The organism is Providencia sp. PROV182 (assembly GCF_028480325.1).
In the GTDB taxonomy this organism is placed as follows: domain Bacteria; phylum Pseudomonadota; class Gammaproteobacteria; order Enterobacterales; family Enterobacteriaceae; genus Providencia; species Providencia hangzhouensis.
The window spans coordinates 95,859-109,866 of sequence record NZ_JAMPOL010000024.1; the positions used below are offsets into that span (position 1 = coordinate 95,859).

At 36.0% G+C, this 14,008-nt stretch carries 15 protein-coding genes and 1 pseudogene; 2 read left to right on the forward strand and 14 right to left on the reverse strand.

Annotation, left to right across the window (positions count from 1 at the left end; translation table 11 throughout):
- Nucleotides 1-146 precede the first annotated feature (146 nt).
- Together PR834_RS16990 and PR834_RS16995 are read right to left on the reverse strand one after the other, a co-directional pair.
- Nucleotides 147-887 carry a MurR/RpiR family transcriptional regulator gene (locus PR834_RS16990; RefSeq protein ID WP_004263096.1) on the reverse strand — a complete coding sequence of 247 codons (741 nt, stop codon included), beginning with the start codon at nt 885-887 and terminating at the stop codon, nt 147-149.
- Between the two features lie 110 nt (nt 888-997).
- Nucleotides 998-1,480, reverse strand: a complete 483-nt coding sequence (locus tag PR834_RS16995; RefSeq protein ID WP_004263097.1) for a cold-shock protein — start codon at nt 1,478-1,480, stop codon at nt 998-1,000.
- A 182-nt stretch (nt 1,481-1,662) separates the two neighbouring features.
- On the opposite strand from PR834_RS16995, the gene PR834_RS17000 reads away from it, so the two are divergent.
- Nucleotides 1,663-2,361 (forward strand): RluA family pseudouridine synthase, encoded by a 699-nt coding sequence (locus tag PR834_RS17000; RefSeq protein WP_196724710.1) that lies wholly within the window; start codon nt 1,663-1,665, stop codon nt 2,359-2,361.
- Nucleotides 2,362-2,393: 32 nt separating this feature from the next.
- On the opposite strand, the gene PR834_RS17005 is transcribed toward PR834_RS17000, so the two are convergent.
- The 10 genes from PR834_RS17005 to PR834_RS17050 all read right to left on the reverse strand — a co-directional run bounded on the left by PR834_RS17005 (nt 2,394) and on the right by PR834_RS17050 (nt 11,946).
- The gene (locus PR834_RS17005; protein WP_004263100.1) at nt 2,394-2,933 is read right to left on the reverse strand and encodes a DUF2058 domain-containing protein; all 540 of its coding nucleotides are present in this window, start codon (nt 2,931-2,933) and stop codon (nt 2,394-2,396) included.
- A 296-nt stretch (nt 2,934-3,229) separates the two neighbouring features.
- A complete protein-coding gene (locus tag PR834_RS17010) occupies nt 3,230-4,231 on the reverse strand; it encodes a fimbrial protein (RefSeq protein ID WP_228677335.1) in 1,002 nt (333 codons plus the stop codon).
- Nucleotides 4,232-4,244: 13 nt separating this feature from the next.
- Entirely contained in the window at nt 4,245-4,811 is a 567-nt protein-coding gene (locus tag PR834_RS17015; RefSeq protein ID WP_094960885.1) for a fimbrial protein, read from the reverse strand.
- Between the two features lie 39 nt (nt 4,812-4,850).
- Nucleotides 4,851-5,468 carry a fimbrial protein gene (locus PR834_RS17020; RefSeq protein ID WP_196724709.1) on the reverse strand — a complete coding sequence of 206 codons (618 nt, stop codon included), beginning with the start codon at nt 5,466-5,468 and terminating at the stop codon, nt 4,851-4,853.
- A gap of 8 nt (nt 5,469-5,476) precedes the next feature.
- Nucleotides 5,477-6,226 carry a fimbria/pilus periplasmic chaperone gene (locus tag PR834_RS17025; protein ID WP_004263108.1) on the reverse strand — a complete coding sequence of 250 codons (750 nt, stop codon included), beginning with the start codon at nt 6,224-6,226 and terminating at the stop codon, nt 5,477-5,479.
- Nucleotides 6,227-6,239: 13 nt separating this feature from the next.
- Nucleotides 6,240-8,771 (reverse strand): outer membrane usher protein, encoded by a 2,532-nt coding sequence (locus tag PR834_RS17030; RefSeq protein WP_004263112.1) that lies wholly within the window; start codon nt 8,769-8,771, stop codon nt 6,240-6,242.
- 29 nt (nt 8,772-8,800) lie between these two features.
- Complete coding sequence (locus tag PR834_RS17035; RefSeq protein ID WP_272536801.1) at nt 8,801-9,328, reverse strand: fimbrial protein; 528 nt, start codon at nt 9,326-9,328, stop codon at nt 8,801-8,803.
- Between the two features lie 84 nt (nt 9,329-9,412).
- Entirely contained in the window at nt 9,413-9,976 is a 564-nt protein-coding gene (locus tag PR834_RS17040; RefSeq protein ID WP_004263117.1) for a fimbrial protein, read from the reverse strand.
- Nucleotides 9,977-10,058: 82 nt separating this feature from the next.
- Nucleotides 10,059-10,448: a helix-turn-helix domain-containing protein gene (locus PR834_RS17045; protein ID WP_004263121.1), complete on the reverse strand. Its 390-nt coding sequence runs from the start codon at nt 10,446-10,448 to the stop codon at nt 10,059-10,061.
- Between the two features lie 940 nt (nt 10,449-11,388).
- Nucleotides 11,389-11,946, reverse strand: coding sequence for a tyrosine-type DNA invertase (locus PR834_RS17050; protein ID WP_004263124.1), 558 nt, complete (start codon nt 11,944-11,946; stop codon nt 11,389-11,391).
- A 338-nt stretch (nt 11,947-12,284) separates the two neighbouring features.
- On the opposite strand from PR834_RS17050, the gene PR834_RS17055 reads away from it, so the two are divergent.
- Nucleotides 12,285-12,647: a YibL family ribosome-associated protein gene (locus tag PR834_RS17055; protein ID WP_036958636.1), complete on the forward strand. Its 363-nt coding sequence runs from the start codon at nt 12,285-12,287 to the stop codon at nt 12,645-12,647.
- A gap of 95 nt (nt 12,648-12,742) precedes the next feature.
- Here PR834_RS17055 and rhuM read toward each other — a convergent pair.
- Both rhuM and PR834_RS17065 read right to left on the reverse strand, forming a co-directional pair.
- Nucleotides 12,743-12,859, reverse strand: a pseudogene (rhuM, locus tag PR834_RS17060) (RhuM family protein); the annotation flags it as partial.
- 33 nt (nt 12,860-12,892) lie between these two features.
- Nucleotides 12,893-14,008: an alpha/beta hydrolase gene (locus tag PR834_RS17065; RefSeq protein WP_112308020.1), complete on the reverse strand. Its 1,116-nt coding sequence runs from the start codon at nt 14,006-14,008 to the stop codon at nt 12,893-12,895.

The following is a 14,008-nucleotide window of genomic DNA, read 5'->3' on the forward strand; positions in this document are numbered from 1 at the left end:
TGGAGGGATTATAAAAGAAATGATGTCACGGTTTTAAAAGTTATCTTAGGTCATAACTAATGACCTAGGTCATATTAATAAAAACTATCTACCAAAGACAAGAATGAAAAACGAGTGAAGTTTTCTTAGAAAATAAAAAAGAAAATTTAAAGTAGATTTTCTAATTCATTGATAAGTAAATCAACTAAAATAAAAAAGCCAATTCTGGATTTTGTGTCATCTCTTTTAGTATCAAAATTATCGGCAAAACAAAACAAAGTGTTATCAGTATAAGTGGTTAGTTCATTAGTATTAAAAGCGGTCATACTAATGATATTTGCCCCTTTTAATTGCACAATTTTTGCTGTTTCAATAATTTTTTTGGTTCCCCCTGATAGTGAGATAAAAATGACCGTGTCATCTTTGCTAACTAATCGAGTGAAAGAATCAGATAAATTGTAGTCATTAATAAAAAAACAGTGTAAACCTAACGCAAATAGTAAGTGTTCAAGATAATAGCCAACAGCTTTACTTGTCCCTCTGGCAACAATAAAAATATTTCTCGATTTATGTAGTATTTTAGCGCAATCGCTAATTTGCTCTTCGTTAATTAATGTAAAACTTTTATTAATATTTTTTTCGAGTTGTTTTTTATAAGACGAAGATGTGATTTTTTCAGTTTTATTTTTTGTTAAAATATAATTATTAATCTGAAACTTAAGTTCTTTAAATCCACTAAACCCTAATTTTTGCGACAAATTAATAATAACTGTTTTAGAAACAAAGGTTTTAGCAACTAGTTCATTAATATTTAAGTAAGGGATATCTGTAATATTATCAGTCAGGTATTTTAAGACTTTTTTTTCGCTAATGGTTAAATTATCGTAATTTTTTAAGAAATCTAACATATCCCCTCTCCGATAAGCCTAGCTAGCTTTCAAATGACTCTATTGTATAAGAATAAAGTAATAAACAAGTAAACAGCACTCAAGAGTGGTGCTGTTTACCTGACAAGAAATCACTTAAACTTAAGTTGTTTCACAGCCTCATCAATATCAATTTCATCTTCCGAAAATGTTAATGATGTCCCATGTAACGTACTAATTTCTAATTTTTTCAATGAACGCATTTGACCAGGTTTATCTGATTTTGGTTTGATACTATTCATTAATGCGCCAATTGATAACACGGTATTTTCTTTATCGATACGCGTATCTGCAGGTACTTCTACTGAATAAACACGATAGGATTTAATTGATGTAATCTTAATCCGTTCTCCTGCGATATAAATATATTTACTTTCAGGTATGACTTTGACCGCAAAAGCAGATAACCCTTTATTATTTGTCGTCGGTTCGAAAGTGACTGCAGCATTTTTTTTAATCAAATCTGGGTTGGCAACCTTAACCACATGAAAATAACGGTTATCGCCATTCTCATCTTTGATAAATCCAAAACCTTTATCTTCGAACCATGTTGTGATCGTTCCATTCATTGCCATTACCGCCTAATTAATCTTTTATTGACTCAGTTTTTACAACGCGCAGTATAGAGCACAATGCGTGTGCAGACTACGGCTTTGCTTTTAGTCTGAGTGATAAATTTACGTGATGCAAGTGACAGCGTTCGCCTACCTACTAAAAATTGGTTATTATCAACAACCATTTTTTGCTGGAAAGGCTAATGACTGAAATCATCGACACCTTTATTGCTCCGCCCTGTCACGATGAGATAGAAATTATCTATCAGGATGAGCATCTGGTTCTTATTAATAAGCCAAGTGGCCTACTCAGCCTTTCTGGAAAAAACCCACAAAACTTAGACTCCGTCCATCACCGATTAGTACAAATATTCCCAGACTGTACTCTTGTTCACCGTCTCGATTTTGGCACATCTGGGTTAATGGTGGTTGCTCGCAATAAAGCCATCAATGCAGCTCTAAGCCAGCAATTTAGCCAACGCTCCATCATTAAAATATACCAAGCTCTACTTTGTGGCCACTTAGCTAATGATGAGGGTGTCATTGATGCGGCAATAGCAAAAGACCCTGCACAGTTTCCCCGCATGTCGCTTTGCGAGGTGAATGGCAAACCTGCCCGCTCCCACTATCAAGTAATAGAGCGTCTGTATCACCCTGTAGAAAATGGGATATCGTTACCTGTAACCCGTGTCCAATTAACCCCTGAGACAGGGCGCACCCACCAGTTACGCATCCACTGCCAAAAATTAGGCCACCCAATCTTAGGTTGCGATCTATATGGTGGGCGATTATTACAAGGGACTGAGCAGACTCCACGTTTACTTTTGCACGCTAGTGAATTGCATTTTGTTCACCCTGCGAGTCAGAAGAACGTTAAAATGTTTAGCGCCAGCCCGTTTTAACGCCAAAGCTACGACTTAAAATTTGACGAGTATTACCACATCAGGTCGTCAGGGATCTTAAAGTCCGCATACGGGTCATCTTCATCCTGTTCTTCTTGGCTGAGTGCATTGTTGAGTACGATACTATCCGCATCTCTTTGCGTTATTTTATCCGCTACGCTTGCTGGAATAATCACATACTCGTTAACATCACTGTTATCAATCGCTAAACGTGCAATCGCCAGACGCCCACTGATCAGTTGCGTTTGCGTTATTTTGTCTACAACAACTTGCTTGATAACGTTGTTATCTGTGAAATTAAAACTAATATCTCCCTTTGAAATATCAACTTTATTCATTTCAATAAGTTGTTTAACTTGCGCTTTAAACTCTTTGGATTGCACCATTTGTTTATGCTGCTCACTCAATTGTTTGTCACGCTCAAGCTGTGCTTTTTTATTTTCTTCTACGGCTTCCCTTGCTTCACGCGCCTGAACACGTGATTTTTTAGCCGTTCTTTGCACTTTTGCCATTTTCTTGCTGGTAACTAATCCTGCTTTTAGCATTTGCTCTTGTAAGGTGAGTTTCGCCATCTTCGCCTCTAAATCTATCGGATAATTATGTGATTATACCTGTAGCTACTGAGACCTGATAGGTTTTGAGCTTTATTGATAGAGAAATTATGTGATGTTATTTAAGAAAAGATGCTAACGATGATAATTCAAAATTTGGTGTGTTTAACTTATTTTGTCTAATCCAAAATATGTTTATAAAAAATCATCGATATATTGTGATTTTGTTATAAACACGATTTGCTCAGTAACCATAGAGAGCTGACGAGAAAAAAATGGAGGCTTTCATCCATATAAAAACCTCTCTATTTCAATAGCTACGGAGTGGACATAATAATGGTAGCTGCTGAACTAAACTGGCCTTCTATCAATTCATTTGGCGATAAATTAGGTTTTTTAACTAGCGTGAACATTAATGTATCTCTACCATGCCCATTTTCTATTTTTGAATCGAAATGCCCATTCATAGGGGAAACTCTTTGCCCTTGATGATAAACCTCAACACCTAATCCAGACATAATAGAACCTTGACTACCAATATCTCCTGTTCTAACAAGTAAAGCATCAGATGAGAAAGTCGAAGTTTCTCCGCTAATAATCATCTTTATTGGCGCCGTCAGGTTATTATCTTCACAACTATAAGTGATTTCTGCGTTACGTTGAAAACGGCTTGCACTTCCCACCGTTGAAATACCCGATGCATTTACTGTTTCAAAATCAACAATGATGATTTGGTTATCATTGATATCACACGTACCCGTTCCAACAACTACGTCATTACCTGCATAGAAATTCCATTTAAAATAAGCATGGTCAATATGCTGATTACTATTTACAAATGTCGCATATTTATGGAGATCTAATGTCATCAGCAAATCGCCTTTTCTTACCAAGACTGATGGCGTTGGTTTAACATTTACTTGCAAATATAATTTAATTTGTAAAGGTTCACTAGCTGTAGTTAAACGAAATACTTGAATTTCTTTACCACTAAATGGTGCTAAATAATAAGCGCCACGCACGACCACACCCGCTTTTAATTCTGGGTTATTCTTAAATGTTGGACCAAGGTCAGCACCAGTCACATTTAAATAATCAACATAAGCACTGGGGGCTTCATTACGGCAGGTCATAAAATCACTCACATCCGCAAATTCATTTATACGATTTGGTACAGCAAAAATATCATTATCGAGAGGAACATCATAAATACTTTGTGTTCCCCCGCCAACTTCCTGCCCTCCATTAGTTTTACACTGGAACGCAAAAATAGTTGGGGAAAATAATAAGGTTGCGAGAAGTAATATTAATATCTTCATTGTTACTGATACCTTAATCATAAATTAAACTAAAAATAGCGGTTGCAGTAAAATGGCCAAACGCAATACTTTTATTTTTTATTGCATCGGGTTCCCCTTGCACATTCGCATTAAAACTTAAAATATTTGTACCATTCTCTAAATTGTATGCAGGCGTCGTACTATTAATGGGAATTTTTTTACCGCTATATTCTAAGATTTCAATTCCGATGCCCGAAGCCATGCTGCCAGAATCTAATGCAAGAAGGCCTGGTAAATTGATATTTTCGTTTCCTGTAAACTTAACGGTCACCGTTCTAAAGATACTATTATCACAGTCATCTAAATGAATATTAAAATTTTCAATTGGCGTTTTTTGATTAATATAGAGGTACTTATTAACGATAGTACCAAAGTCCACAATAATATTTTCATCACCGGGCCTTACTGTACAAGCTTCAGCGACAAGCTGGCCTCGTATCTTAATTTCACCAATTTGACCATTTTTTGCATGACTCTGTAACGAAAAAAATAACAAACTTAATAGCATGGAGAGTATTATTTTTTTAAATTTATAAAAATTGAAATTTAAGTTATTCATATAAATACCTTCAATGCTATATCAGACAATCTATTAAGATTATTCATACGTTATTTGAAAAGAAATAACACTTCGATAAGCTCCAGCCTGTAATTTCTCTGCAATTCTTACGGGAGCTACATAATAAGTTAAAATATTTTGCCCCGTAGAAATAAGCTCAGGTTCACTATACTCACCAAAAGCAATTTCTTTTCCTTTAGGATTAGTTATCTGCAATCCAAGCCCATTCACACCTTCAACTCTCGCGATGTCCGGTCTAAAAGGCACAACAGGCGTGATAAACCTAATTTTCATGCCAGGCTGAGAAATACTCCATGTAGCATTACCTGATTTATTGTTTCTCAGAACTGTTGGAGTTTCGATACAATCCAATAACTCGATGTTGATCGGTATCTTGTGGCCTTGGGCGCCAATTGTTTTTAATGATGCAGTTTCAATATTTCCTAAATCAACGGATTGAAATGCAGAATTCATCGATAAATGGCAAGCACTCTCCGTTAATGAGCCATAAACGAAAATTTTGCCATTTGCACCTTCAACATCCCAATTTCCTGTCGTGTTATAAAAGGCATTATTTGATGCCGCATATATCACAACTGAATGAAATATGAGAGATAATCCAAAGAGTAAGGAAAAGCTTTTTTGATTAATCATCATTTTCCTCTCTATTTACTTTCAGGAACAACCTGACATGTATTTGCTTGACATTTAAATTGAAGTTTTGGCCGGCCACCATAGTCATTTATATAGGTCAATACCGGGTTTGCCCCCACAGTAGAACTTGGAACTCCTAATTTTTCTTCACTAAATGGTGCAACCATAACTGCCTTAAAATTCTGATTTACGGGTGAATTTTTTCGCTCAGCCGCACCAATAATCGTGATATAAAAGGGAGTTGGGTTTTTAATGATATATTGGTCACCTTGCTTAATAAGCTGTGTTTTTTCTTGCCAAGGGTTATTCAGCATTTCTGTTTCGCTTAGCATGATACTTTTAGGACGATAAAATAATTTAATTTTGCTCTGTAACGCTAATTGCAAAACATTCGGTTTATCACTTTTTGGCGGGATCTCCCTTAAATTAAAGTAATAAACACTTTCTCTATCCTGAGGTAACTGACTAATTTCAGGAAGCGCCTCAATACGGACTTGGCTTGATTTTTCGGGTTCAACTCTCTGCACCGGAGGTAATACAGCAAACGGTGAAGTAATTTTTACCCCTTGAATATTTTCAACCCACCCTTGGGCCAAATAAGGTAGCTGGTTATTTTTATTAGTAATAGTAATTGAAACGCTTTTTTGATCACCATTAAAAATAACTCGGGTTCTATCTAAAGCAATTGCCGAGAATGCGCTTCCGCTAACTAAACTGCTTAATAAAATAGTACTGATATATAAATTAGTTAATTTTTTCATAGCAATCACTCATTTACAGATTATTATCTGCTTCATTACGTTTATTTGATAATGGTTTACAAGGAATGAATAATCCTTGGTTAATTGTTTCTAAGTTTTCAGGAAAATTAATTTCACATTGTGCTTCCCCACCCCAATGAATAATCATGACTTCATTTGGGTTGATACCACTAACATAGGCATATCCATTATCAGTAACTATTCCCGTTTCTTTTCCTTTCAGATTCGTGATCTGGGCACCAAATGGCGGTGCAGAACCGTCAGACATACGCATTGAAAGCATCATCTTTTCACCAGACAGTACATTAAATTTGCGATAGCCAATCGCGCCTTCTGTTAATGTCGCTTGAACAATAGAATCCGTTACTTCGGCATTATTCGGTAATGCATTTAAATCGACTTTAACTTTACTGCGGTAGTAGCTATTTAAGTCAGGGACAATCACTTTACCAAATGCATTTGATGCAATAGGGATCCCTCGGTCTGATACGGGAATTTTAGCCACACCATCAGTGTCGATCAGCAAACGAGTTCCGCCAATATTTGAAACTCGATGAGCATCCGCACCATTTAAAGTCATGGTAAATCCGCCTTGTGCCCCTACCCCAAATGACGTGTAATTATTATGAATATAGCTGGCATTCGCAGTTAACTTAGTATTATCACCATAATGGGTAATATAGGTACTTGCGGTTCCACCTTTGTTGGTCGAGCCTGCACTGACTTGATAATTGGTTCTATCTGACAATTTGTCATAATAGGTTGCTCGATTAACGGTATCATCCCGTGTTGCTTGTAATGAATAGCCAATATTTGCACCATTTCCCCAAGGCATTGAAGCTGAAATATACAGGCCATCATCATTTGTTTCGTTATATTTATTGCGATAGGCCGATAACGAAATATTAATATTCTTCAGGCTTCCCCAATCTAAGGTTTTTGTCACCATTAAATTGTAGCGATTACTTTCTGGCTTATCCCAATAGGTTTGGTGCGAGTAGTTTAAATAAGCTGTAATTCTCGATTCCCTAAAGTTTTTATTTAAAGAAATCACATACATTTCTTTATTACTACCTTGACGCTCACCTGAGTCTTTAGCCGTTAAAAAATCGGTTACAGTCATAAAACTGCGTTCTGAGAATCGGTAACCTGCGAACTGTACTTGGCTATCATAGTCATCAAAACGTTTTGAATAGTTTATTCGATAAGAATTACCTGTGAGTTTTTTATCATTAGGAATATTTGCAATAGAATGCGTAATATCGAAAGATAAGGCACCAAATGCCAATAAGTCACGACCGACACCCACGTTGAATGCATTATAGTCTTGACTATTTAATGAGCCTGCAAGCAATGACCAACCATTAGTGACACCCCACGACATTTCACCACTCGCAAATGTATCTCCATTAACATGATGATCCATATCCGTTGGGCGACCCATCGCTAATTTATATCGAATACTACCTGGTCGAGTTAAATAAGGGATATTGGCTGTTTCAACCTGATATTCTTGAACTGAACCATCCTGCTCTTCGATTCGGACATCCAGTTTTCCCGTCGTCGCATCACTTAAATTTTGGATACGGAAAGGACCCGCAGCGACTTGTTCTTGATAAATAATCCGCCCTTGTTGGCTAACAATCACCGTCGCATTTGTCGTCGCAACACCCGTTATTTCAGGTGCATACCCACGTAAATTAGGTGGTAACATTAAGATATCAGAGCGTAAGCCAACACCTGTAAATCGAAAACTATCGAATAAATCAGTGTTAAAATAGTCCTCGCCCAAGGTCAATTTCGCTTTAATGCTGGTTAACGCTTTATAAGCGTATAGTCGGCTCCATTGAAAGTCATGCTCATTTTTACTATCCGAGCCAGTTTCTCGTTGAGCACGCCCCTGCCAATCTCCCCTAAAGCGCCATGCACCAAGGTTCACACCTGCGACACCATTTGCTGTCACATTATAGTTGCTATTATTATCATGAGGCTTATTCGCTCTTGCGTTTATATTGTAGTCTAAAATAACCCCTGAAATTCCTTCATCCCACAGAGAAGGCGGATCCCAGTTAGCTGTTCTATATTCAAGGTAGGCTTGAGGTATACTCAGATACAACGTTGAGTCAGATAAATCCCCCCGTGCTTGAAAGCCGGGCAAACTGCGTAAATCAAGACACTCATTATTATGCCACCACGTAATTTGCTTCAACGAACTGGCTGTTAGTCCTAGCTGCTGGACTTGTTCTGGTGTGATACAAACGAGGCTATCTTCAGGGTCGTTTTCTGGCGCATAGAATGAAAACCGTTGCTCGGGTAAAGTTTCTTTATTTACTTGTACTTTGAGGGGATAAATACCAGGCATAATATAGCCTGCACGTGAGAATTGCTTAATATCAATGTTTTTTTTGTCTTCTAAATCAAATAATGCCGTATTAAATTGTATGGTATCGGCAGCATATAACTGAGCGGATAATGACCCAAATGTAATCATTATCGTTGTCGTTATTATATTTATTTTGTGTTGTTTAAAAAACATAAAAAACATCCCTAAAACACCAATATAATTTCTTAGAATTAATAATAATCGACCTTGAACCTTAATAAGGTTTGGTAATTACCCGCTTTAACAGGATGATAATTGGTGACTAATTGCATTTGATATTTAAGGATCATTGTCCCTGGCGTAATTCCTAATGCAGGAAATGGCTTTCCTGGTGTAATGGAATATCCCGATATATCATGCAATGCCAATTGCACTCCTTTTGCTTCACCCGAGAGTGTGAAAAAATCACCTTCTGATGGACCATCAAAAGTGACTTCGAGTGAATTCCATTCGTTATTATCTTTCGAATATTTTTCCCAACGGCAATCAATGAGCTTAATATTGAATTCTTTTATGGGGCCTTTCCCAACTTCACGAATATAGCTTGTTGGAAGTACCCCCATATTAATGGTCTGATCCCTAGACCCAATATCTATTGCGCAGGCAGTATCGACTATTTCACCATTCATCGTGACTTTACCCCATCCATGAGATGATGCAGCCATTTGTGGCGAAAGAAATAATGTTAGAAGAAATAGGGAAGATACTTTGCTTCGCAAATAGATAAATCCTTTCACTTTAACCTCTGACTTAATTTGGTGATTAATAGAGGAACACAAAGGTATTCCTCTTAAACTAATCAATTAGTTATAAGTTAAGGTAAAGTTAGTTACGCCTTCGAATTTACCTAATGGAATTTTATCAACCGCAACGTTTGCACCTTGTACATAAGCGCTATAACGTAATGTATTATCACCCGCTTGTAATTGATGTTCTTGAGCTGTTGCAACTCCCATATCTAACGCTGCGCCATTAGTATCCGTTAATTGAATACCCACGTTGCCAGCAATAGTTGGGTCTGTTGCATCTAAGCCTGTTACACCGAGTAATTTAGAATTGAAAGCAGCGCTAGAACCAGAGAATGTGATACTCACTTTATCGTTGTACACTTTATCATTTGTATCTTTCGGGAATACACAGTCTTCCAATTCAATATTGAATTGCTTCGCGCTAGAAGTACCGCCATTCGCTAAAACAGAGTTAGCGATTTGGCCTAACCATACTGTTTGGTCAATAGAATCTGAACTAATTGAGCAAGGTGCATCGATGATTTCACCTTTAAATGTGACTTTACCATGCCCTTGATCAGCGAGTGCTGGAGATGCAATAGCGGCAGAAACTAGTGCGGCTAAAAATACTTTTTTCATTTGAACCTCATTTATATATAACAACGTGATGATTACCCAACATGATGTAGGGCATAGTTAGAATTTATTATTTTTAAAATAACTATTTGCTGTATAAAGAATTTAAAATAATTTCTGTTTGTCGATTAAAAATATAATGGTAGTTATCCTTTTCATCGGATAAACATTCACTATTATGAATAAATGAATTAGCACTAGGATTTTTTTCATTTATTTTCAATGATACACTTTCAAAAAATGCACTCGGGCTAATTTCTAGATAAAATAAAATTGAAAATAGCATTCCACAGTTAATGCTACATATTCCTCTTTCATAACGAGATATTTGTTGTTGTGATATCTTTAATTTTTTAGCTAGATCACTACCACTAAGCCCTTTCTCTTTTCTAAGATGCGATAATTCCATGCCAATTTGTTCAGTTAGTATTTTCTGAAAGCTATCTATACTGGTCTTTAATTTATTACTTTTCATATCTCACCAATTAAAGCCTTGTGTAATGAGGCAAAACAATCAGAACCACTCATAAAGTGAACAATTTATTTTTTGAAATGCAAAAAAACGCAACAAAATAAATCAAAATGTTGCGTTAAATGAGTTTTAGGTAAATTGTTTTACATATAAGAATCGTCAGAATTAAAATCTTTAATTTATACCTTAAACTAGAAAAATCAGATGATTTGACTGGTGAGTTTTATTGCAAAAAAAATCATGAAAGATAACTTTTTGTTGTTAATGACAAATTTTTACATTAATTGATAATTACCTCTAAAATGCATTGCTGCAACAGAGTTTTATGCTATTTGATTTTAGTTAGTCTGATAATTATACTTATTAGGTAATTTGAACATTTTGATTTATTATGTTGCGTTACGAATTGATTTTTATAGATATTTTATTTTATCCGATTGATTGTTATTGATAATTAATTAATTTTTTTATTGTATATTAAATTAATGTGTTTTAAATCATCAATAAGATGTTTTTAACTCACAAAAACCAAAAATATGAACTTATCATCTAAATGATTTCACTTATATGGTGACCTTTCACAGAATAACTTTATTTGATAGTCAAAAATAGACCATTACTGTAAAAAAAATGATTGAAATATGATAATAATTAGTTAACTGAGAAAGCGAACCATCCATACTCGTAATTAGAGTAATTAAATTATGATGATTCAAAAAAAAAGAATAAATAAAATTATAAACCAATCTTATTTTTAAAGGCTGGAAAATAAATTACTTGAGTATGTTGTTTATGGCTTTAAAAATAATTACTACCCTTAATATGCATAAGAATACCTCAGTTTTATAAAATCAATTACCTAAATAACTGAGGTATTCTTGGTGTTTAGTTCATATTATTATGTTTAGTGCTAGCTTTATATTGACACAACTCATTAAATTACTTATTGATTCGACCAAATACCACTAAATCTTTTTTCATTACTAGCAGTATAAATTACAGTATGGGCGATATTTCGATGCCCTAAATAGTCTTGGATTAATCGAGTGTCCCTACCCAAATCAGCTAAAGCATAACCGCATGCATGCCTTAGCATATGAGGATGAAGCTTTACAGGAAGCCCTGCTATTTTGCCATACTGCTCAAATAAGCGATAAATTTGATAACGAGAAATTTGGCTTCCCTTTTGTGAAATAAATAAACAATCTGACCCTGCTGTTTTCCAAGAATCTCTTTCAACTAACCATTTTTCAATCGCATTAAACTCTTCGGGAATTATAGGCTGTACGGTAGACAGCCCTCCTTTTAGTCTCCTAATAAATATCACTTTCTGCACCAAATCAATATCAGACATTGTGATATGAGTGAGCTCACTAACTCTTAATCCATGCAAAAAGCTCATTAATAACAAGCAATAGTCTCGATTAGGATAGCGACCTTGCTTTGTAGCATCCAATAAAGAATTAACTTCTGTACGTGTAATAAATTTACGTTTAGTCATTATGATCTCATCTATACCTCATTATATTTCGCTATATACCAACGATAAATCAACTAAAAATAATAATTTTTCAGAAAATTAAATATAATATGTCAGAAAGGTCAGTGATGATACCGAAATGCAACAACTTAATCATGATGTTACTAGGATACAAAAGACGAAATATGATGAATAGTTGAATGGAAATTGATTTATAAGGTAGTTATGTTGTTTTCATTCCATGAATGATGGACAATAAAGGTAGCCTCACATGGGTATTAGCCTGTATCCCTTTTCCCCCCTTATCTAGAATAGTGTATACTTGCCAACAAGAAATTTATTCACGGTTAATTAATATAATGAAAGAAATCGAAAAAGCACAAATTAAGCTTCTTAGCGACCGTTTAGATCTTATTCGTCGCCAGATGGCAAGTATGCAACTGACGAGTGAAGTAGAAAAACACGCAGAACTAGAGAAAGAAAAAGCGACACTGGAAATTGAAATCGCTCGTCTGAAGGCGGTGCGTAACAAAAAACTAAGCAAAGAAGCGCAAAAACTAGTAGATATGCCGTTCAAGCGTCCCATCACTAAGAAAGAACAAGCCGACCTTGGCAAGCTGAAAAAATCCGTGCGGGGCTTGACCATTGTCCATCCAATGACGGCATTAGGCCGCGAAATGGAGCTGGATGTTATGACCGGTTTTTCTAAGGCTGATTTCTAGTTAGAAAGTCAACCCAACTAAAATCTGTAATGCCCAACGAATACGGTGAGGTTCTTAATACACTTTTTATAGTTATGAACCGCTAGTAAGTAATTCAGCCGCTCATCATCCATCACAAACCCTTTGATCAGATACCGTTCTAGCGTTTGCGTTGCCTACTGGCGAAATTGAGTGCCACCAACAGATGGAACGCAGTAACTGACAGCAAGCACATTATTTTACTAAAAAATAATGTGCTACTATATTTATAAATTCTGTTGAAAGAAAACAGTGAGTTTATCGAAAGGGATCTTGCTTAGATTATCATATAAATCAACATGATCAGCATTTGGAATAATCAAGAGTTCTTTAGGATCTGAAGCTACTTTGTACACATCTTCAGAATAATAACGAGAATGTGCATTTTCCCCTGCAATCAGCAAAATTGGTCTTGGTGATATCATTTCAATATTGGTATGCATAGGAAAATTAAAAAAAGATATAGGCGTTGTTGCTGTCCACGCGGTTGTTGAATTAATTGAACGAGGATGAAAACCTCGAGGAGTACGGTAATAATCAAAAAATGCGGCTAATACAGGCGGTGCATTCTCTGGCAGAGTCTCCGGTAAAACACGTTGTCCCTCGATAATATTGCCATCTTCATCGAATGGCACCTCATGGTAACCTAAAGCATAGTGTCCGTTTTTTGCATCTTTCCAGCGCTGCTGGCTAAGATAATCAATCACTTTATGTCGTTCTTCAATGGTGTAACTATCTTGGTATCCGCGGCTAATACTGCGAGACATATCGTACATTGATGCTGTTGCTACGGCTTTAATACGTGAATCGCTACTCGCTGCAGTTAAAGCCATACCACTTAATCCGCAGATAGCTAACGCACCAATACGCTCGCGATCCACATTTGGCTGTAGCCCTAAAAAATCGACAGCAGCACTAAAGTCTTCCGTATTGATATCCGCAGAAGCAACATTTCGAGGCTCACCCTCACTTTCTCCAGTAAAAGAGGGATCAAATGCTAGAGTAATAAAACCACGCTCTGCTAATGTTTGCGCATACAACCCCGAAGACTGCTCTTTTACTGCGCCAAATGGGCCACTCAATACAATCGCAGCAAATAACCCACTAGTATGTTTAGGTTGATATAAATCTCCGACTAAGGCTAAACCATAGCGATTTTTGAATGTGACTTTTCTATGTTCAACCTTATCACTTTTTACAAAGGTTTTATCCCATAGCTCACTGAAATTTGTATTTGGTTGCGCTAATACTGGTGATGTCATTATTGATGCCATACTCGCAACAGCAATACTTGCCCCCGTTAATTTCAATAAATCTCTACGTTCATGATTCATAATATGCAT